Origin of the sequence: Actinoplanes teichomyceticus ATCC 31121 (assembly GCF_003711105.1) — a bacterium.
GTDB lineage: Bacteria > Actinomycetota > Actinomycetes > Mycobacteriales > Micromonosporaceae > Actinoplanes > Actinoplanes teichomyceticus.
This window is the reverse complement of record NZ_CP023865.1, coordinates 4,229,724-4,248,836: the sequence shown is the minus strand read 5'-3', so window position 1 is coordinate 4,248,836 and position 19,113 is coordinate 4,229,724. Positions and strand designations below refer to the sequence as shown.

The window sequence follows — 19,113 nt, the reverse complement described above, 5'->3', positions numbered from 1 at the left end:
CCGTGGAAGCTGCGCGGTGACATCTCGCGCCGTTCAGGTCCTCGACGGACGTGTCGATGAAGGGGTGTCATGCGCGTGCGTTCTGCCGTGCTGATCGACCGTCTTCGAGGTGTGGGTGGATGCGAACGTTGAGCGATCTTCGGCTTGGTGCCCGGCTTGGTGTGGCCTTCGGGGCGGTCGCGGTGTTGATGGTGGTCGCGATGGGTGTCGGGCTCGATGGCATCACCACGGGCCGTGACGGCGCTGCCCGCATGCATGACACGGCTGCGGTCGCGACACTGGCGAGTGAGGCGAAGTTCCAGGCGGCGGACATGGCCGGCTGGCAGACCGGCTACCTGTTCGACACGCTGCGGGGAGTAACTCATGCCGCTAGTGACGACGTCGGGCAGCGGGAGCAGTTCCTCGCCTCAGCGGCCCGATTGCACCAATTGCTCACCGACCTGAACACACAGCCGATCTCTGACGATCAACGTGGCATGGTCGGCGACGCGGTAGCGGCATACGAGCGCTTCATGCAACTGGACCAGAAGATTGTTGAGCTATACCGGACCGGTACGCCAGCGAGCCTGCGGGCCGGCGGTGAACTGGCGTCCGGCGAGTCACTGGAGTGGTTCGGCAAGGTCGCCGACGCGGTGGGGAAGCTGTCGGCTGATGCGCTGCAGGCGCAACAACAGGTAGCTGACGCCACGCATGCCGACAGCGGCCGGTCGCAGAAGTTGCTGATCGTCGCCGGTATCGCCTGTCTGCTGCTGGCCTTGGTGTTGTCGCTGCTGGTGACCCGATCGATCACCAGGCCCATCGCGCGCATCGTCACCGTGCTGAAAGGGCTCGCTGCCGGGGACCTGACCGGCACCACCGGACTCACCAGCCGCGACGAGCCGGGGCAGATGGGCCGGGCTCTGGACACCGCGGTGACGAACTTGTGCCAGACAGTGACCACGATCGGGGGATCGGCGGTCACGTTGGCCGGCGCGTCGGAGGAGTTGTCCGCAGTCAGTTCCCAGCTGCAGGCCGGGGCAGCGGACGCCGCCACCAGGGCCGGTGTCGCCTCGCGCGGCTCCGAGGAGGTCAACGCCGGCGTGCAGGGCATCGCCGCCGGCGCGGAGCAGATGAGTGCCTCGATCAGCGAGATCGCCAGCAACGCCAGCCAGGCCGCGCAGGTCGCGCAGCAGGCCATGACCGTCGCCCAGCGCACCACCGCGCAGGTCGCCCAGCTCGGGACGGCCAGCGCCGAGATCGGCGACGTGGTCCGCCTGATCACCAACATCGCCGAGCAGACCAACCTGCTGGCGCTGAACGCGACCATCGAAGCCGCCCGCGCCGGGGAGCTCGGCAAAGGCTTCGCCGTGGTCGCCGGGGAGGTCAAGGAGCTGGCGCAGCAGACCGCGAAAGCCACCGAGGAGATCACCGCCCGGATCGGTGCGATCCAGACCTCCAGCGGTACCGCCGCCGCAGCGATCGGGGAGATCACCGAAGTGATCCAGCAGATCAGCGACTACACCACCACGATCGCCTCCGCGGTCGAGGAACAGACCGCGACCACCGCGGAGATGAGCCGTTCAGTGGCCACCACCGCTACCACCAGCGGCGACGTTGCCCGCACCGTCTCCGGTGTCGCCGAAGTCGCCACCGCCACCGCCACCGGCGCCGACGCCACCCGGCACGCCGCCGCCGACCTGACCCGGCTCTCCAACGACCTGACGCAGCTCGTCAACCAATTCCGTCACTGACCCGCCCCGGCCCACCAACCGACTAACAGACGAGAAATGCTGGTGCCCCACAAGGCCCAGACCCCACCACCGGTTCCGACGCCAGACGAGCTGAAGGCGTGGACCATCGGGGCGCCACTGGCCAAGAGCGAGCTGCAGGTCGGCCTGGAGGCGCTGCTCGGCGAACTACGGTAGCCCGATCATGGATGCCGCCCGGCGCCGAAGTCGCATTCGCGGTAATCACGGCGGAAGGGCCGACCCCCGGGACAGCGGGGCCGGCCCTTCCGCCGTCTCGGGGCCGCCCGGCTTACCGCGTCTGCGGTTCGCCGGCGGCCCGCTGCCGTTCGTGGCGCTCGTGCCGGGCGCGTCCCGCCACCGGCGTTCCTGGGCGCCGGCGTCCGCGGCGCCCGGCGCGTCGACGGCGGTGGCCAAGGCGGCCCGAATCTCGGCCTCGGTCCAGCCGACGGCCAGCAGCCCGGCGATCTGGTGCGCCAGCGCCGACACCCGGCCCCGGGAGCGCCGGCGCCCCGACGCCAGCGAGCACGGTCACCGACGGCCAGCGGCGCCGGTGAGTCCTTCGTGCTTGCCACAGCCGTCGCGAAGTCTGGGAATGGGCGAGCGTGCATGGCCGTACGTCGCGGCGCCCCGAATTGCTTGAGCGCTTCCCCCTCGCGGGTGATCCGAAGACGACGCCGGCCCACGGACGACCACTCTCCTGGCCACCTGCCAGTGCGGATATTTCCGTGAGGTCGTTTCCTAGCCGGACGATCTTCCGCTGGTGCTCGAACCGGGTCTTCCCCCGCCCCAGATGCTCCTTCGCCACCGACGGATCAACTGCTCCGACCCGACCGGCCACGTGCTCGACCGCCTCCGTCGGCACGTCCAGCGGATCGGCGAGGAACAAGCCCAACGCCCGCACCACCGAGCGGCACGCGGCGACCGCTACCTTGTGCGGCATGAACTACAGCTACTTCGCCGCCCGTTCCGACGCGGCCGCCATTGCGGTCCTGGACCGGCCCGGGAGTCCGGGTCAGTCGTCGGCGGACGCCGGCCTGCTCTCCGAGCTGGTCGACGGGGTGGGGTTCTCCCAGGATCTCGGCTACTACGCCGATCTCATCCTGGGTGGCGGCACCGACGTCGACCTCGAAGACTGGGAGCATCGCATCGACGCCACCACGGACGAGCGGAGAGTCATTCTCCGGGTGCCGCCGATCCTGGTCCGGGCCATCGCAGACACCGACATCGAGCACCTGCACAGCCTGGTCCCGGCCTGGGCGCAGTTCCCGCACTTCGCCGAGCGGAACCCGGACCGCCTCCGCACCTTCGCCACCGACCTGCACCGCCTGTGCCGGACAGCCACCGAAGCGAACGGCGGCGTCTATTCCTACGGATGGGCCTGACCCGCCGGCGCCATCCGGTGAGGGCGTCGACCCGCAGGATGCGTCGTTCGGCGGGACAGCCGCGTACGGTCTGCGGTTGTAGGGTGCGGTGAGCGTCTTGCCGGCCCGATCCCGGAGGTGCCGTGGCCACCGAACCTACCGTGCGCGATGTCGTCGAGAGCGCGATCACGCTGCGGCTGGTGAGCGCCGAGAAGGCCGCGGTCCTGTCGGACTGGTCGGATCATCCGCTGTCGGAGTACGGCGGCGGTGACACCGAGGCCGAGGTGGCGGTCGGTGTGCTGATCGACCTGCAGGTCGGCTTCGAGGTGCACAGTGACGATGTCGACGACCTGGTCTCCGGCTACGAGGGGACGTTCGAGGAACTGACCGCGTGCACCGACGGCCTGGTCACGGTCGCCGACGTCGAACTCATCGAGTCTGCGAAGGGTTACGACGTGCTGCGGTTCAGTCTCAACGGCGAGCTGGTCGAGTGGACGGTCGAGCACCGCGGCGGCGACTACCTCGACCAGATGCCCTTCTTCGAGAACATGGACGCGTTTACTGCACCGGCCGTACCGAAGCGGTGGGCTTTGATCGACATCGACGGTGAGCCCCTGCCCGGGCGGTACGTCTTCGGTGAACCGGCCGCTCTGCACGCATTCGGCGAGCGGTTCGGTATCACGTTCGAGGTCTACGCCGCTGGGTGAGGCCACGGCGCGGTCCGGCGGAGTCCGCCAGACGCGAGCGCACCCCGGAAAGGTCGTCCGGCCGGTCGGGCCGGAGACCAATTTTTTCGGTACGCCGCTGCAGGTGTAGGCCCGAGATACTAGTGAGACCGCTTATTCAACTGTCGCGAGTTCCGCTTCCATGAGCTCCCCCTCACCACGTTGCGTGACGGCTCAGCCGGTGTCCCCATCGCGGTTTGTGTTCGATGTGCGGCGGGCGGCGGTGCGGCCCGGGTTCGCGTCCGCGGTCGTCGGGCCAGGCCCGCAGCGCCTTGCGCGCCTCCTGCGGGACCGGCACCGTGCGGAGCTCATCGCCCTTGCCGTGCAGCCGCAGCGTGCCGGTGCGCTCCGTGACGACCCGGTCACCGGTGTCGAGGCGGGCGCACTCCTCGACACGGGCGCCGCAGTAGAACAGCACCGCGACGATCGCCGCGTCGCGGGCGTCGCGGGCGTCGCGGGCGCCGCGGCGACGGGCGCCGCGTTCGACCTTGCCCTGCTGCGCGCGGTCCAGGGGGTCCGGCGCATCGGCCGCGGCACGCGCGGCCGGTCGACCTTCAGCCGCATGCCGGCGCCGTGTTCGTAGAGCAGGGTGACGGGGGCCAGCGCCTGGTTGACGGTGGAAGCCGCGCGCCGCTGGGCCAGCAGGTGCCGACGCCGGGCGGTGACGGCGGCCTCGGCCCCGATCGCGCCGGTGAACGCGTCCGGATGGGCGCCGGCCTGCCCGGCCAGCCACGCCAGGTAGGCGTGCAGGTGCCGGCAGTACGCCCGCTTGGTATGCGGCGACAGCGTCGACCGGTCCCGGTCCCGCTCGGCCGTGGCGAGCGCCGCGGCAGCGGCGTCCGCACCGGGGTGGAGGGCGACGATATCGGCAGCCACGCACCCGGCCACACCGCGGCGGTCACGGCCGGTCTGCTCGTGGCCGCGGTACGGCGGCGGTCACGGCCAGCGGGCCAGGACCGGCCGGGTGATGTCACTCTGCGACTGCCGGGACCGACGTTCCTCCTCCGGTAGGCCCGCCCACCGATCATGCCTGGACCGTGCGGCATCGCTCTGCGACTGGCGCCATCGCAGCTCCTCGTCCGACAGCAACGGCGCCGCGACGGCGCCTCCGTCGCGAGCACGATCCGCAGCACCCTGCGCCTGGCGGCGCCTGCGCTGAGCGGCAGACAGCTTCACTCGGCGCGAACTCGTCTCGGTCATCACTTCATCGTGAGCGCTCGTCGCGTTTCACGAGCGACCACCCTATGAAACAGCGGCCCGCGGCTTCCTCGCCGGGCGAGCCGAACGCGCGGGCCGGGTGCCGTGCCGCCCGCACAAGGGCGGGGCCCGCGCCGCGCGGCCGTACCGGACGTCGGGGGACTCATGGGCCGGGGGCTCACTCATGGGGTGCGCCGGCTGCGCCCTCGCGGGTTCACGGGGGGCCTCTCCGATGACGCCTCACAAGTCGGCTCACGAGACGCCTCACAGCCACGGGCCTCGCCGATGGCGTTGGACAGCAGCAGGGCGCGCTAGGCGGTTTCGGCGGTGTGCCGGGTGACGGTGCTCGCGTGCTGGGTGCCGGTGGCGGTGCGTAGTTCGTGGGCGTGGCCACTCACCCATCTTCGTGCCGCCCCTCATGTTCCCTGTCGGGCTGGCGCCAGGCGCTTCGATGTCCGAGTCTGTCCGGGACAGGGGGGAAGCCTAGAAACATCGATGGATGACACTGCAGCCTTTGATTGGCAAGCGGAGACGCCCACGACGGTGTTGCGAGCTGCGACGACCTTCCGTGTGGCATTCGGCTCCACGTTATCCCCGAACGGGAGGAGAGCGGTTCGTGCGTATTCGTCATGTGCTGACAGGGGCGGCACCCGCCGTAGTCGTGATGCTGGCTCTGCTGGCGGCCGAGGCGCAGGCCGCGTCGGCAGCGCCCGGTGACGCCGCGATGCCGACAGGCGCAGGCTTGGCGGCGGTCGAGGTGACATGCGGCAACGCCTAATGGCCCCACTTCAACAGGAACGCCGGGGCGGGTGAGGCGTTGGTTACCGCGCCGGCCCGGACCGGACCGTACGGCCAGTGCACCGAGGTCGGAACCATCGCCCAGGAGACTTTCGTCCTCTATGACTGCTACGTCACCAATGGCTACGGCAACACCTGGACCTGGGTACGCAGCGAGGAGGGACGCAGCCTCGGCTGGGTCTGGGACAAAAACTTGCAGTACGGAGGAGCCGGCGAACGCTGCTGATAACGGCTGGTGCCGGATACCGCAGGCAGGGTTGCTCGCGCCGTGACTACCTCGGTCAGGTGGCGGCGGGCGTGAAGACCGTCAGTCAGAAGGGCCGCGTGTCCCGGGTCCGCCGTCACCACGATCAGCATGTCGACGAGCGTGGGAGCAACGGAGATGACAGCAGCAGCGTTATTCCGGGTAGAGGGCACGATCCGCACCGGCACCACCGGTGACGGCATGGGGCACGTGACGTTCCTGTTGCTTGCCTTCTTCGCGGATGTGGACCGAGCCTGAGAGTGCCTCGGCCTCGGTGAACGCTCGTCGTGCGGCGGCCGGGTCCACGCCTGTATAGGCGTGTCCGAGGCTGACCAGGGCTGCGGCCTGCAAGGAGTGCCAGCCGCGTCGGCGCCACCGCTGCACGGATTCTTCGAGCAGGGTGATGGCGTCATCGTTGTTTCCGGCAGCAAGTTCGATCTCGCCGAGTATCTGTAGTGCCTCGGCGAGGTGGTGGCCCATCCGGTATTCCCGGCTGAGGGCCAGTGCCTGTTCGGCGGTGCTGCGTGCCGCCGGGTCGCCGCGGCGCATGTGCAGGCGTGCCAGCGCGAGCAGGGTGAGCACCTCGGTGTAGGTGTCTCGGTAGCGGCGGGAGATGGCCAAGGATCGGTCCAGCATCTCCTGGCTGGTGGTGAGGTCGCCCATCTCTCGCAGGCCGATTCCGGCGAACTGCAGTACGGTCGCCTCCCATCTGGCGTTACCCATTACGTGCGCCCGTTCGAGTGCCGCAGTGATATGGGCGATCGCGATGTCGAACTGTCCTTGATCGAAGGTCGCGACGGCGAGGGCCAGGTAGGCGCGGGCCTCGCCGCCGACATGTCCGGATTTCCGCGCGAGTCTCAAAGCCTCTTCGGCCATGCTGACGGCCTGCGCATGGGCGCCTGCGGCCGTCAGCGACCATGCGCACATGACCGATGCGTCGGAGCTGCCGGGCAGGTGTCCCAGCGCGGTGAACATCTCCAGCAGCCGTGACGCGTCGGCGTGCTGGCGGGCCATCGCGGACTCGTTGCGGTCCTGGTCGATCCAGGTCCAGACGTCGATGAGACCGCGGAGCATGACGGCTTCACCGAGCAGGTTGCCGCTGCTGTGGCAGACCGCCATCACCTCGGTGTTCAGGGCGGCCCAGTCCGCGTACATGCCCCGCAGATCGAAGTACTTCTCCAGGCATCCCGCGAGGTCGAAGGCCAGGTCGTCAAGCTTGAGCCGGCACGCCTGGCGCACCGCGGACAGCAGCGCCGCGAGTTCGGCATCGAACCACTCCTCCGGGTCGACGCCCCGGCCGGTCCAGCCGGGAATCGGTGGCCGGAGCGCGGGACCACTGATCCGGGCGTAACAGGGGCCGGGAATGCCGGCCGCCATCCGATCGGCCACCGCCAGCCAACCGCCCAGCCCTCGCCGCAGCGCCCGGTCCCGGTCGCCGAGTGATTCCTCGGCCTCCGCGCGCTCCGCCGCGAAGACCCGGACCAGGTCGTGGAAGCGGTACCGGCACCCGGCCGTCGCTCTGTCATCAGTGACCATGAGCAGCTGAGCGTCGACCAGCGCGTCGACGTGTGCTTCGACCTCGTCCGGAGAACTCTCCAGGACGACGGCGGGAAGCCAGTCCGGGAAGTCGGACGCGGTGAACAGGCCCAGCAGCCGGAACAGCCGCCGGGCCCCGGCGTCAAGCGCCCGGTAACTGAGCGCGAGCGACGTCCGTACGGCCAGATCTCCCATGGTGAGCCGGTCCAGGCGGCGGTGTTCGTCGCCGAGCGCGGCGGCAAGATGCCTCAGGCCCAGCCCGGGGCGTGCCGCCACCCGGGCTCCGGCGATCCGGATCGCCAGTGGCAGGTCACCGCAGAGCCGTACGATCTCGGCCGCAGTGCTCGGCTGTGCCTCCACACGCCCGTCGGCGGCGATGTGACCGAGCAGCCGGATCCCGTCTGCGCCGCGGAACACGCCCAAGTCGAGCCGGTACGCCCCCTCCAGGTCGGTCAACCGGTTCCGGCTCGTCACCAGCACCGCGCAGGACGCGGCGCCCGGCAACAGGGGACGGATCTGCTCGGCCGACGCGGCGTTGTCCAGTACGACCAGAACCCTGCGCCCGGCCAGTGAAGACCGGTACTGCGCGACCCGTTCGGCGGGATCCGCCGAGATCACCCGATCCGGTACGCCGAACGCCCGCAAAAACCGCGCCAGCACCTCCGCTGCCGGCAGCGCCGACGTGTCCGCGCCACGCAGGTTGACCCAGAGCTGCCCATCCGGAAACGCCGACGCCGCCCGGTGCGCCACGTGCACGGCGAGAGCACTCTTGCCAACTCCTCCCATCCCCGAGATGGCGACCAGCGCCGGCCCGGCATGCGGCCGGCCCGCACCGGCCGTCAGCCGGCTCAGCACAGCCTGCGCCTCGGTGTCGCGACCGGTGAAGTCCGCGACGGCCGGGGGCAGCATCGCCGGGACGGGCCGGCGATACGCGGGTACCGCCGGATCCGGACGGCCCTCCGCCGGTTCGGCGGGCACCGCAGCACCCTCAAGATCCGGCCCGAAGAGGGTAGGCATCCCCGGCGTGCCATCAGGTCCTCTCGTGCCGTCGGCGCCGGCAACCAGAGCGTCACGAGCCGCGAGCCACTCCACCACCGAGCTCTCGCCCAATCCGCAGGCACCGACGAAAGCGACCACCAGTTCCCGCCGGGGCAACGTCACACGACTCAGCATCGCGGCCGCAGTACTACGCGGCAGGACATGCCCCGCAGCGCCCGCACGCGCCTCCAACTGCCGCAACGTCATCCCGGACCAGGCTCGCAGCCGCTTCAACGCGGCGACGAACTCAGCGACGGTTCGCAAACCGTCCGGCCGTGGCGGCTGCGATGTCACAGACATCAACCGTCACCTCCGAAAAGCAGGACATCGATCAGTTTCGACCTTATCAAGTCATTTCACCTGTCCTGCCACAGCGGCACAGCGAGACACTGTCCAACAGCCCTCGCCGGCAGCCGTACACGAAGGCCGCCCCGCTCGGCCGGGAACGGGTTGCCTCCACCTGCGACCTCGGCCGATGTGCCAGGTTGATGCATCAACCTGGCGCTCAACAGCACCGTCGAGCAGACCGCCCAGCGGATCGCCCGGCTCGGCCAGCCGCAGCCCGGCGCCGGCGGCTGCGGCACTCCTCACCCGGGTACGACTACGACTACCACCGGAACCACCCCGAGTCGCATATCGACCACGGACCGTCGCTGTAATCCCGGCCCGCGACGTTGCCGCGAGACGGTCGGTTAGCGTGTCGTTTAACCAGTTCCGCGGGGTTGGTGCCGTTCTTATGGTGGGCCGGTCGTTGATGCGCCTGGCCGGTGACCAGGCCCGTCCAAAGTCTCACCTTGTCCGGGACAGGTGACGGACAAAGCCGTGAACAGCTCCGACAGGTACCGGCTGTCCGGGACAGCTGGTAGTCCTTGCGGCAGCCCAGGAATCTTCAGCAACATCGATGGCGCGCGCTAAGGAACGAACCGCTTCTACGGCATGCGAGCTGCGCTGTTGAGGGGCTCTCGTGCGGGCGCGTCAAAGTCAACCAGAAGAGAAGAGCGAGGAATCTCATGAGGATCCGTAACGTGATGGCTGTACTCGCGGTAATCGCCACCATCGCGTTCGGCGTCGCATCAGGTGCGACACCGGCCAACGCCTCACCCACCACCGAGGGTCCCAGAACCGCACCTCTCGCAGCCGCAGCCGACTGTTGGACGCCGACGCAGTGGGGTCATAATCAGCACGCCCACACAGGGGGGCATGCCATCTCCCACAGCGGACCTTACGGCTCCTGCGAAAGCTACGACGTCGATGACGCCTGGGTGTCAGTGATGTGCCAGTACACCAACACGTACGGCAACGTCTGGTACTACACCGACTGGGGATGGATCTACGGCGCGAGGTACCTGTCGTTTCCGTACGGCGGCGTGACAAGAACGTGCACCCGGTGAGCTGATCCGTGCCCGCCGTCGGGCATAGGCGCCTGCGCCTCGTCGATCACGACCAGCCGCGGGTCTCCCTCGGGGCTGTGGGGTCGATCAGGCCGAGCAGATTCGTCCGGGCGCGGCGGCGCAGCAGCTCGTCGCTGGCCCGGCCGATCAGGTCCCGGGCGCCGGCGGCCGGGATCAGCCGCGATTCGGCGGCGCCGATCTCGTCGCCGGTCAGCGGGGCCAGCTCGGCGCGGGTCCGCGCCGACGCGCGGCGGCGGGCCGTGCCGAGCCGCTTGGCCTCCGCGCGGGCATGGGTCCGGAACGCCTCGGTCTGCTCGGCCGACAGCTGGCCCTGCGGGTAGGCGGTGCACAGGTGCTCGCCGTCGCGGTAGACCTCGATGAACCGGTCGTCGTGCGGCATGAACCGCACGTGCACGCTCTGCCCGCGCCGGCCCTGCAACTCGGGCGCGACGTAGGCCAGCTCCTTGAACCTGATGCCGTCCTTGTTGATCGTGCGTTCGACCCCGGCCAGCAGCAGGTGCCGCAACGAGCCGACCTCGATGCGGTGCACCGCGGTCGCGTCGTCGGCCCACGCCTGCGCCGGGGTCCGCGCGGCGAGCATGCTGTCCGGGCGTTCGGTGTTGTACCAGGCCACCCAGGGCGCGAAGCGCTGAGCGACGAATCGCTCGATCCTCGTCGGCGCAAGCGTGGCGGTCTCGGCGGCAGCCTTGTCCCGGCCGGTGTCCGCCAGCGGCCCGTGCAACCGGCCGCCAGCGTCGCGGGGGCCTTTGGTGTAGCCGGGCAGCCCCACCAGCAGGGTCTGCTCCATGCTCTGATGAACCCGCTCGATCTTGCCCTTGCGATGCGGGGTGAACCCGGGCAGCCGGTGCGTGTCCACGCACAGCGCCGCCAGAGCGTCCTTGACCGCTTGTGCGGCGAACTCGAGCCCGCGGTCGAGGCGCACCATCGCCGGGACCGCACCGAACGGGCCGCGCTGCTCGTCGACGACCAAGGCCATGCGTAACGCGGTGAGCACCGTGCCGGTGTGTGGGGTCAGCGCGATCGCCCAGCCGACCAGCGCCCTCGTGCCGTCGTCGATGATGCTGGTCAGCCACGGGCACACCGCCGGCCCGCGCGGCGGCAGCACCAGCACCGGCAGCTGCTTGTGGTCCAGCTCCCACACCACGTTGCGGCCGGTCGCCGGTCGGGTCAGTACTGCAACGGCAGTCAGCAGAGTGCGTGGCCGCGGCGTTTGTAGTGGCTGAGGCGGGCTTGGCGTCGTCGTCGCCAGCGTGACCACCACCAGACGTGTTTGGCCTGGTGGCGGCGGACCAGTAGTGCGGCGATGAGGCGTCTGATCTCGGGTACCGTGTAGCCGATCATCATGCCGTCGCTGCCGTGGGTTCCGCTTTTTGGAGTCGTCGTTTTGGCGACGACGAGCCAGGCGAGAGCGGCCATGGACAAGGTGATGTGGGCGTGCCAGGCCCGCCAGTCCCGGACCTGGTACTCGTCGAGTCCGGCCTGGCCTTTGGCCTGCTGGAAGCATTCTTCGACGGCCCAGCGGGAGCCGGCGATGCGGGCCAGGTCCATCAGCCGGGTTCTGCGGGGGCCGTAGCAGACGTAGTAGGCCAGCTCGCCGGTGGTGCGGTTGCGGCGGGCCAGCAGCCAGTGCCCGCGCCCCGGCCGCCAACAGATCCGGACCGGCACCCGGGCCCAGTCGTATTCGCGAGGGCCATGAGCGCCCGGACCGGCGCAGATACGCGACCAGGCCCGGCCGGGCAGCGCGGCGATCAGGTCGTCGGCGCGGGCGGTGCCCATGCTGGTGGTGATCATGTCGTCGTTGCGGCGGGTCGCCACCACATACGACTGATCGTGGCTTTCGAGCCACACCGCAACGATTTCGACTGGCCGTAGGCCTCGTCCTAGTTCTTTAGATCCCCCCGGACCGGGGCTCGGTGGACCGGGCCCGGGTGGACCGGATCCCCAGCCACTACGACCGACAAGCCCTCACCGAGCCCTAAAACGGATCTCCTGCTGGAGTATGAGGCAGGTTTGGCACCACCGTTGCTCCTTGAGCGGTTTGCAGTTGATTGTAGCTTTGACAAGTGACTTTTTCCATAGCCGTAGACACCCTCGAACTGTTTCGTTTAAGCTCACCGCCGTTCATCTGCTCAGCTCTTAAACAATGCTTGAGCTCCTAAACACGGAGGATCCATGAAGCGTGCCGGTCGTATGGCCCTGGCTGCACTCGCAACAATTTCCGCAACTGGGATAGTCGGGGTTGCTGCTGCCTCGCCGGCGTCCGCCGCGAGTTGCACCGCGAACGGCTCGTACTCATTCAGGCAGAGCACCAACCCGGGGTACAACACCATCTGGGTGTACAACAACAAGACCTGCAGCGGCTCTGACATTGGCTCCGGCCGAGTCAAGAAGAGCGGCAGCAACATGATCCTGTCGGTCTACGACAACAAGTGCGACAACACCGGCTTTCACCTGTATACCCACGGGCCTTCGGTCACGAGCACCGGGTGCGGGAACCAGCCCACCAAGACAGTCGCTCTCAGCAGCTTCGGCTACCCCAGGAACTTCTGGGTCAACATCGACGGCACGCAGATCAACTCGCCGGCGATGAACTTCCCTTCGTAACTGAGATAGGGCTCGCCTCGCATGCGGCAGCGTGAACCGCAATAGGGGGCCCGATCCGACGAACGCGCTGTTCGCGAAATTATTGAAGAATTGGGTGGATGGCTGAAAGCCGTCCACCCAATTCTTCAATTTAGCGTAGAGTCACTCTGCTCGCTTCCTTCGAGGGAGCAAAGCCGTTACCGCCCGCGCTGTACTGTAGCGTCGTGGTTCAGCTGGAGTTAACGCACGCCCCAAGGGTGGACGAGCGAATGTGGGAAGAGTTTCGCCACTCGTGATCAGCCGGTTCGGTGGTTCCACTTCTAAGAAAGTGCAACAGTCTGACGTCCGCAGTAGCGGGACTCTTCCCAGGAGCCATGTGCCTGGGGAACATGGGTCGGATGAGCGATATCGAACCTATTGAGATGCGATATGCCGGCTGCCGCTTCCGTTCCCGGTTGGAGGCTCGTTGGGCGGTGTTCTTCGACCACTTCAACATCCGGTGGGAGTACGAGCCCCAAGGCTTCACGTTCTCAACTGGCACCCGCTATCTGCCAGATTTTTGGCTACCCGCTCAGGAGGTGTGGGTTGAGGTCAAGGGGCAACTCTCGCTGGAGGGCCTCGCCACGGTCTGCCGGGCGGGCGTCGAGTTGCCTGGTACAGAGGAGGGGATCCTCCCTCGCATCCTCCTCCTGGGCCCCGTGCCACCTCCTGGTGGCGCCCATGTTCATGGCGCTTTCGGCGGTTTTGCAGGACACGCCTTGTGGAGGATGGCCTTCTTCACGTCCGCCGCTAGACGAAAGCTGATGTCGTTCGGCGGCGGGATCCCGTGGGACCCAAGCTGATTCGAGAAGCCCGGCCGTGAACGGGAAACCAAGAAGTTGAGGCACGACATGGTGACGGCATGTCCCGAGGGTCAACTGGTTCCAGACCCGGCCGTCAGTGCCGCTTACCGCACGGACGATGGCCGTGTCCGGGACCAGCGCGCACCGCCACCTCGGCCGCCCCCTTGGCCGCCCCGTACGGTGTGATCGGATCCGGCGTGGCCGTCTCGTCGTAGCGCTCGGCCTGCCCGGAGAAGATCGCGTCGCTGGACACGTGCACCAGCCGGACCCGCACGGCCGCAGCCGCCGCGGCGACATGCATGCCACCGTCCGCGGTGGTCGCCCAGTCCGCCTGCCGGTACGCGGCATTGATGATCACCTCGGGTCTTACGCTCGCCGCGAGCTCGGCGACCGCGGCCGGTCCCGGATGTCAAGCCGCCGCTGGTTCGGCGGTCGCTCGTCCCGCGGTCGCTCGTCCCGCGGTCGCTCGTCCCGCGGTCGCTCGTCCAGCCGTCGTCGGTCCCGCGGTCGCTCGTCCAGCGGTCGTCGGCCCAGCGGTCGCCGGTCCAGTCGCCCCCTGTCCGGGCCGGTCGGCCGGTTGTGGAAGGTCGATGTCACCCGGTGTCCCGCCTGCCGCGCCTGGTGCACGACCTCCGGCCCAGGAGGCCGCTGCCTCCCACCACCAGCAGTCTCATCGCGTCCGTCATGATCGCGAGCCTGGCACGGTGGCCCGGACGGTGGGCTGCGGCCCGGGCGGTGCGCCGGACAGCTTGCGGCCCGGGCGGTGCGCCGGAAGGTGGCGGGCGGCTGTGGGCTGGACGGGCTGTGGCCCGGACGGTGGGAGCGCCGTCGGTGTCGCCTCCCGACTCAGGACTCGGCCGCGTGCGCGCGCAACTCGCTGACCACCTCCGCTCCGGACGGGGCCGCCTCCGGGTCCACCAGCCACTGCAGCATCAGGCCGGTGAGCAGGGCGAGCGGCACGGAACCGCCCAGCCCCTCCCGGCCCTGCCGCTGGGCGGCCGCCAGATGCTCGCGCAACGCGGGGGAGTGCTCGGCCTGCACGGCCGCCTCCAGCTGCGCGATCCAGAGCGGGCGGTGGGTGCTGAACGTGTCGATCAACGCCTGCCAGCGCTCCTCGGGTGAGCCGTCACCGGCCCGCGCCGCCACCGTGTCGGTGAGCTCCTCGACCGCGTCCACCAGGGCCTGGACGAGCAGCGATTCCCGCGAACCGAAGTGGTAACCGATCGCGGCGTGGTTGACGCCGGCCGCGAACGCGATGTCCCGCACGGTCGTGCGCGCCCAGCCTCGCTCGGTCAGGCATTGCTTGGCCCCGGCCAGCAGGGCGTCACGGTTTCCCACGCGCTCAAGCATACCCGAAACTTAACCGAACGGTTTATCCACCTGGATTGACCGCTTGGATAAGAGCGGGCTAGGTTGGACGCATGACAACCGTTCTGATCTCCGGCGCGAGCGTCGCCGGCCCCGCCCTGGCCTGGTTCCTGCGACGCGACGGGCACCGGGTCACCGTGGTGGAGCGTGCCCCCGAGCTCCGTGACGCCGGCTATGCCGTCGACTTCCGCGGCGCCGCACTCGACGTGCTCGCCGAGATGGAGATCCTCGACGAGGTCCGCTCACATCGGACCCGGATGGCCGGCACGACCCTGCTCGCCGAGGACGGCTCGGTGACCGGCGAGCTGCCCGCGTCGGCGTTCGGCGGCGATCTGGAGGTGCCGAAGCGGGCCCTGACCCGCATCCTGCATCGCGTGACCGACGCCGAGTTCCTCTTCGGCGACACCATCACGGCGCTCGTCCAGCACGACGGCCGCGTGACCGCCTCGTTCGAGCACGCCCCCACCCGCGACTTCGACCTCGTGGTCGGCGCCGACGGCGTCCGCTCCGCGGTCCGCCGCATCGCCTTCCCAGGTGTCGACCCACTGGAGCACCTGGGCATGTCCGGGGCCGGTTTCACCACCGACAACCACTTCGGGCTGGACCGGCGGGGCCTGCTGCAGCCGGGCGCCGGCCGAGCGATCTTCGCGCTCTGCGCAGGCGACCCGGCACGGATGACCGTAAGCCTGTCCTTCGCCACCTCGTCGGCCGAGCTGGACCGCCGGGATCGCGCTGTCCAGGAGGCCGCCGTGCGCGCGGCCTTCGCCGATCACCCCTGGCCCGCGACGCGGCGCCTGCTGTCCGAGATGACCGCGGCCGACGACTTCTACTTCGCCTCCGCCTGCCAGGTGCACCTCGACTCGTGGTCCACCGGCCGGGTCGTCCTGCTCGGTGATGCCGGCTATTGCGCGGCCCCGACCAGCGGCATGGGCACCTCTCAGGCCCTGATCGGCGCGTCCACCCTGGCTCGCTGCCTGGCGGAGGCGGACGGCGACCACACGGCCGCCTTCGACCGGTATGAGAAGGAGATGCGTCCCTATGTCACCGCGAACCAGACCCTGGGCCGGGAAGCGGTCTCCTCCTTCGGCGGCTGATCGCCACCGCTGTGCGCCGGGGAGGCCGTGCCCATGGCGGCGGACCTTCGGTCCGGCGGTGCCCCGGAGGCCGTTCCGTGGTGGCGGACTTTCGAGCGTGGTGGCAGGCCTTCGGCCTGGCGGTGCCCCCGGAGGCCGTTCCCTAGTAGCGGACCTTCGAGCCTGGTGGCAGGCCTTCGGCCTGGCGGTGCCCCGGAAGCCGCCCGTGGCGGCGGACCTTCGAGCCTGGCGGCGGACCCTCGGTCCGGCGGCGGACCTTTGACCTGGCGGCAGACCTTTGACCCGGCGACGAAGCTTCGGCCCGGGCGCCGGACCTTTCGAGCCCGGCGGCGACCTTTCGAGCCTGGCGGATCAACCCGGCGGCTGATCGGCCTCGCGGCGGATCGCCCGACGAGACGAAGGACCGCCGAGTGAGATCGCCCTGGATGATCTTGCGGCTGAGGCTGAGGCTGAGGCTGAGGCTGCGGCTGCGGCTGCGGCTGCGGCGGTGTCGGGCCGCGTTCCCCTGTCGGGCGTCGCGGCGCGAGCGGACGACGATGACGTGATGACGGGCGCGTCGGGGGTGGATCGGAAAGGCGGTGCGATTCTGCGGGTACTCCTGCGCCGCGCCCCATGCGGTCCAGCACGGGCAGCGGATGCGGGACGCCGGACAACGCCATGTCGGATCACGGCGAGCGGAACCGGTCGCCGGCGGAGGCGGACGGGGCTGCTGCGGTGTCGTCGCCCTTCGCGCCACGTGGCCCGGTGAGGTCATGCGGTGACACGCCATCACCCGCGGTGGCGGTCCTCTCGGGACAGCACACGACGACGCCTCGCCTTTGGACGGGATGATGACCGGATGACGGAGACGCGCAAGGACGAACGCCCCGCCGGTCTGGCGATCGGCTCGATGATCGCACTGGCGTTCGGGACGGTGTTCGTGGTGGTCAACAGCGGTGAGCTGCCCGAGCCGTGGCCGGTGTCGATCCGGGTGGCCGGGGTGCTCGTCGCGGTCGGGCTCGCCGCCTGGCTGCTACGTGTCACACGATCGGGAGTGGCGACACGGCAGACCGGGGCCGGCTTCGGCGACCGGCGGTACTGGTACGTGGTCGCGGCCGAGGTGATCGTCCTGTTCGCCGGCCTGAACGTGATCACCCGGGTGCTGCACGCACCCGAAGCGGCGGTCGGCTGGGTCGCCGTGGTGGTGGGATTGCACTTCAACGCCCTGGCGTGGGCCTGGCGGATGCCGCTCTTCCACCGGCTGGGGGCGGTGATGACGGCGCTCGGGGTGGCGGGTTTCGTGGCGTACGCGCTGAACGCCTCCGCCGCGACGATCGGGCTGATCGCGGGGGTCGGCTCCGGTGTCGCGCTGTTCGTGACCGTGGCGGTCGCCCTGCGGGACGTCCGCCGGGGATAGGCTCCCCCCATGGCACTGGGCGCCTTTCCGATCGTGTTCGCCACCCAGGTGGCGGCCACGGTCTCCTTCTACGAGGACCTCGGCTTCGAGACACACTTCCGGTCGCCGGCCGAGGGCGAACCCGGCTATGTCGTGCTGCGCCGCGGCGACGCCCGGATCGGTGTCGTCGACGGCGCCTGGCCCTCCGACCAGTACGCTCGCCCGCTCGGCACCGGTCCGCGCTTCGAGATGTTCGTCTACGTGGAGGATGTCGACGAGACGGTCACCCGGCTCCGTGACCGGTCGGCGGTGCTGCGAGAGGCGGCCGACATGCCGTGGGGCGAACGCATCGCGTACGTCTGCGACCCGGACGACAATCCGGTCGCGCTCGCCGCTCCGGTGCCCTGAACCCGCCCCGCTGCTCTCCGTGACCCCGCGGCTTCGACCGCGTAACCGCTTTCCGGCAGCGTCGCCGTGCGCCGGCCACAGGCCGGAGAGCGGCGGAAGTCTCGTGCGGGCCGGAACGCCGCAAGAGACCGGGAGCCGGCCCCGACGGCAGGAGACACGACTCCCGGGCGAGCCGCGAACCGCTGCGGAGGCGCCGGCGGTTCGCGGCCGGGCCGCCAAGGCTCGGCGAGGCGGCCCGCGTCGTGCCTACCGGCGCATTCGCTGCCGCGTTGTACCGGCAGGCGCCGGTGACCCGGCTGCTGCGCGAGCCGGGTCACCGCAGATCCCACCCAAGGCGGCGAGGTCCCGGTACGCCGGAGAGGCCGCACGCACCCGGGGCGGCGAGGCTCCGGTACGCCGGAGAGGCCGCACGCACCCGGGGCGGCGAGGCTCCGGTACGCCGGAGAGGCCGCACGCACCCGGGGCGGCGAGGCTCCGGTACGCCGGAGAGGCCGCACGCACCCGGGGCGGCGAGGTTCGCTTACCCCCACTGGCCGGGCTGGTAGTCCCCGGCGGGCTGTTGCGTGATCACATTCAGCCGGTTCCATGCGTTGATCAATGCGATCAGCGACACCAGCGCGCCCAGCTGTTCGTCGTCGAAGTGCTTGGTCGCGTTCGACCAGGCGTCGTCCGTGACGCCACCGGCGGCGTCGGCGATCCGGGTGCCCTGCTCGGCCAGTTCCAGGGCGGCACGTTCGGCGTCGGTGAACACCGTCGCCTCGCGCCAGGCGGCGATCAGGTTGAGGCGCGACGGGGTCTCGCCGGCGTGCGCGGCATCCTTGGTGTGCATGTCGACGCAGAATCCGCAGCCGTTGATCTGGCTGGCCCGGATCTCGACGAGGTGCGCGGTGGCCGCCGGCAGCGTCGACTCCGACACCGCCCGGCTGGCCGAGAACAGATGCTTGATGAGCTTGCCGCCGATCTGGCTGCTGCGCTGGTCCAGACGTGCGCTCATGGCGAACTCCCTGTGCTGATGGTCGGTTACCCCACTACGACTGACCAGCAACGCGATTTGTGACAGCCCCGTGCGTCGAACACGATCCTCCCCGCGCGCCGCCGGGCGGCGGCCCCGCCGGGCAGCCGGGCGCGGCTCGCCGTGAGTGAGACGCGAGGGCGTCGCTGAGCCCGGGCGTGCGGCTGCGGCGCGGCTCGCCGTGAGTGAGACGCGAGGGCGTCGCTGAGCCCGGGCGTGCGGCTGCGGCGCGGCTCGCCGTGAGTGAGACGCGAGGGCGTCGCTGAGCCCGGGCGTGCGGCTGCGGCCCGGCTCGCCGTGAGTGAGACGCGAGATCGTCGCTGAGCCCCGGCGTCCGGCTGCGGCCCGGCTCGCCGCCGCGGGCCGAGATCGCGGCCGGAACACGGCGGGCCA

The 19,113-nt window shown here is 69.9% G+C and carries 16 protein-coding genes and 3 pseudogenes; 9 read left to right on the top strand and 10 right to left on the bottom strand.

The window, feature by feature from the left end; all coding sequences use genetic code 11:
* Positions 1-119: 119 nt before the first annotated feature.
* Together ACTEI_RS18715 and ACTEI_RS37115 are read left to right on the top strand one after the other, a co-directional pair.
* Positions 120-1,730: a methyl-accepting chemotaxis protein gene (locus ACTEI_RS18715; RefSeq protein ID WP_239082420.1), complete on the top strand. Its 1,611-nt coding sequence runs from the start codon at positions 120-122 to the stop codon at positions 1,728-1,730.
* Positions 1,731-1,766: 36 nt separating this feature from the next.
* The gene (locus ACTEI_RS37115; RefSeq protein WP_164466011.1) at positions 1,767-1,904 is read left to right on the top strand and encodes a hypothetical protein; all 138 of its coding nucleotides are present in this window, start codon (positions 1,767-1,769) and stop codon (positions 1,902-1,904) included.
* A gap of 45 nt (positions 1,905-1,949) precedes the next feature.
* On the opposite strand, the gene ACTEI_RS38425 is transcribed toward ACTEI_RS37115, so the two are convergent.
* Complete coding sequence (locus ACTEI_RS38425; RefSeq protein ID WP_239082421.1) at positions 1,950-2,213, bottom strand: hypothetical protein; 264 nt, start codon at positions 2,211-2,213, stop codon at positions 1,950-1,952.
* Between the two features lie 313 nt (positions 2,214-2,526).
* Positions 2,527-2,667 (bottom strand): annotated as a pseudogene (locus ACTEI_RS39380) (hypothetical protein); the annotation flags it as partial.
* On the opposite strand from ACTEI_RS39380, the gene ACTEI_RS18705 reads away from it, so the two are divergent.
* Both ACTEI_RS18705 and ACTEI_RS18700 read left to right on the top strand, forming a co-directional pair.
* Positions 2,666-3,109, top strand: coding sequence for a hypothetical protein (locus ACTEI_RS18705; protein WP_122978837.1), 444 nt, complete (start codon positions 2,666-2,668; stop codon positions 3,107-3,109). The pseudogene ACTEI_RS39380 and the gene ACTEI_RS18705 sit on opposite strands and share 2 nt — an antisense overlap.
* Before the next feature lie 122 nt (positions 3,110-3,231).
* Entirely contained in the window at positions 3,232-3,795 is a 564-nt protein-coding gene (locus ACTEI_RS18700) for a hypothetical protein (RefSeq protein ID WP_145831026.1), read from the top strand.
* 172 nt (positions 3,796-3,967) lie between these two features.
* Here ACTEI_RS18700 and ACTEI_RS39375 read toward each other — a convergent pair whose 3' ends face one another.
* The 5 genes and pseudogenes from ACTEI_RS39375 to ACTEI_RS18680 all read right to left on the bottom strand — a co-directional run.
* Complete coding sequence (locus ACTEI_RS39375; RefSeq protein ID WP_164466010.1) at positions 3,968-4,231, bottom strand: site-specific integrase; 264 nt, start codon at positions 4,229-4,231, stop codon at positions 3,968-3,970.
* Between the two features lie 1,700 nt (positions 4,232-5,931).
* Complete coding sequence (locus ACTEI_RS37105; protein ID WP_145831027.1) at positions 5,932-6,165, bottom strand: hypothetical protein; 234 nt, start codon at positions 6,163-6,165, stop codon at positions 5,932-5,934.
* 40 nt (positions 6,166-6,205) lie between these two features.
* Positions 6,206-8,926: an ATP-binding protein gene (locus ACTEI_RS18690; RefSeq protein WP_122978834.1), complete on the bottom strand. Its 2,721-nt coding sequence runs from the start codon at positions 8,924-8,926 to the stop codon at positions 6,206-6,208.
* Between the two features lie 1,137 nt (positions 8,927-10,063).
* The gene (locus ACTEI_RS18685; protein ID WP_145831028.1) at positions 10,064-11,182 is read right to left on the bottom strand and encodes a Mu transposase C-terminal domain-containing protein; all 1,119 of its coding nucleotides are present in this window, start codon (positions 11,180-11,182) and stop codon (positions 10,064-10,066) included.
* Positions 11,183-11,406: 224 nt separating this feature from the next.
* Positions 11,407-11,918: pseudogene (locus ACTEI_RS18680) on the bottom strand (IS701 family transposase); the annotation flags it as partial.
* Between the two features lie 292 nt (positions 11,919-12,210).
* On the opposite strand from ACTEI_RS18680, the gene ACTEI_RS37100 reads away from it, so the two are divergent.
* Positions 12,211-12,642: a hypothetical protein gene (locus ACTEI_RS37100; RefSeq protein ID WP_145831029.1), complete on the top strand. Its 432-nt coding sequence runs from the start codon at positions 12,211-12,213 to the stop codon at positions 12,640-12,642.
* A 377-nt stretch (positions 12,643-13,019) separates the two neighbouring features.
* Positions 13,020-13,463 (top strand): PDDEXK family nuclease, encoded by a 444-nt coding sequence (locus ACTEI_RS18665; RefSeq protein WP_145831030.1) that lies wholly within the window; start codon positions 13,020-13,022, stop codon positions 13,461-13,463.
* A 139-nt stretch (positions 13,464-13,602) separates the two neighbouring features.
* On the opposite strand, the pseudogene ACTEI_RS37820 reads toward ACTEI_RS18665, so the two are convergent.
* Positions 13,603-13,892: pseudogene (locus ACTEI_RS37820) on the bottom strand (sugar nucleotide-binding protein); the annotation flags it as partial.
* 417 nt (positions 13,893-14,309) lie between these two features.
* On the bottom strand, positions 14,310-14,801 hold the full coding sequence (locus tag ACTEI_RS18650; protein ID WP_122978827.1) for a TetR/AcrR family transcriptional regulator: 492 nt from the start codon (positions 14,799-14,801) through the stop codon (positions 14,310-14,312).
* An 83-nt stretch (positions 14,802-14,884) separates the two neighbouring features.
* Between ACTEI_RS18650 and ACTEI_RS18645 the strand changes: the two genes are divergently transcribed.
* The 3 genes from ACTEI_RS18645 (at position 14,885) to ACTEI_RS18635 (ending at position 17,708) form a co-directional block, all read left to right on the top strand.
* Positions 14,885-15,925, top strand: a complete 1,041-nt coding sequence (locus tag ACTEI_RS18645; RefSeq protein ID WP_122978826.1) for an FAD-dependent monooxygenase — start codon at positions 14,885-14,887, stop codon at positions 15,923-15,925.
* 838 nt (positions 15,926-16,763) lie between these two features.
* On the top strand, positions 16,764-17,321 hold the full coding sequence (locus tag ACTEI_RS18640) for a hypothetical protein (RefSeq protein WP_122978825.1): 558 nt from the start codon (positions 16,764-16,766) through the stop codon (positions 17,319-17,321).
* 9 nt (positions 17,322-17,330) lie between these two features.
* A complete protein-coding gene (locus ACTEI_RS18635) occupies positions 17,331-17,708 on the top strand; it encodes a VOC family protein (protein ID WP_122978824.1) in 378 nt (125 codons plus the stop codon).
* 520 nt (positions 17,709-18,228) lie between these two features.
* Here ACTEI_RS18635 and ACTEI_RS18630 read toward each other — a convergent pair.
* On the bottom strand, positions 18,229-18,702 hold the full coding sequence (locus tag ACTEI_RS18630) for a carboxymuconolactone decarboxylase family protein (RefSeq protein ID WP_122978823.1): 474 nt from the start codon (positions 18,700-18,702) through the stop codon (positions 18,229-18,231).
* Positions 18,703-19,113 lie beyond the last annotated feature (411 nt).

Bases quoted from the DNA above. Each gene is read 5' to 3' on its own strand.
- ACTEI_RS18715 (WP_239082420.1), top strand. From the start codon at position 120: ATGCGAACGTTGAGCGATCTTCGGCTTGGTGCCCGGCTTGGTGTGGCC.
- ACTEI_RS37115 (WP_164466011.1), top strand. From the start codon at position 1,767: ATGCTGGTGCCCCACAAGGCCCAGACCCCACCACCGGTTCCGACGCCA.
- ACTEI_RS18705 (WP_122978837.1), top strand. From the start codon at position 2,666: ATGAACTACAGCTACTTCGCCGCCCGTTCCGACGCGGCCGCCATTGCG.
- ACTEI_RS37105 (WP_145831027.1), bottom strand. From the start codon at position 6,165: ATGCTGATCGTGGTGACGGCGGACCCGGGACACGCGGCCCTTCTGACT.
- ACTEI_RS18690 (WP_122978834.1), bottom strand. From the start codon at position 8,926: ATGTCTGTGACATCGCAGCCGCCACGGCCGGACGGTTTGCGAACCGTC.
- ACTEI_RS37100 (WP_145831029.1), top strand. From the start codon at position 12,211: ATGAAGCGTGCCGGTCGTATGGCCCTGGCTGCACTCGCAACAATTTCC.
- ACTEI_RS18665 (WP_145831030.1), top strand. From the start codon at position 13,020: ATGAGCGATATCGAACCTATTGAGATGCGATATGCCGGCTGCCGCTTC.
- ACTEI_RS18645 (WP_122978826.1), top strand. From the start codon at position 14,885: ATGACAACCGTTCTGATCTCCGGCGCGAGCGTCGCCGGCCCCGCCCTG.
- ACTEI_RS18640 (WP_122978825.1), top strand. From the start codon at position 16,764: ATGACGGAGACGCGCAAGGACGAACGCCCCGCCGGTCTGGCGATCGGC.
- ACTEI_RS18635 (WP_122978824.1), top strand. From the start codon at position 17,331: ATGGCACTGGGCGCCTTTCCGATCGTGTTCGCCACCCAGGTGGCGGCC.
- ACTEI_RS18630 (WP_122978823.1), bottom strand. From the start codon at position 18,702: ATGAGCGCACGTCTGGACCAGCGCAGCAGCCAGATCGGCGGCAAGCTC.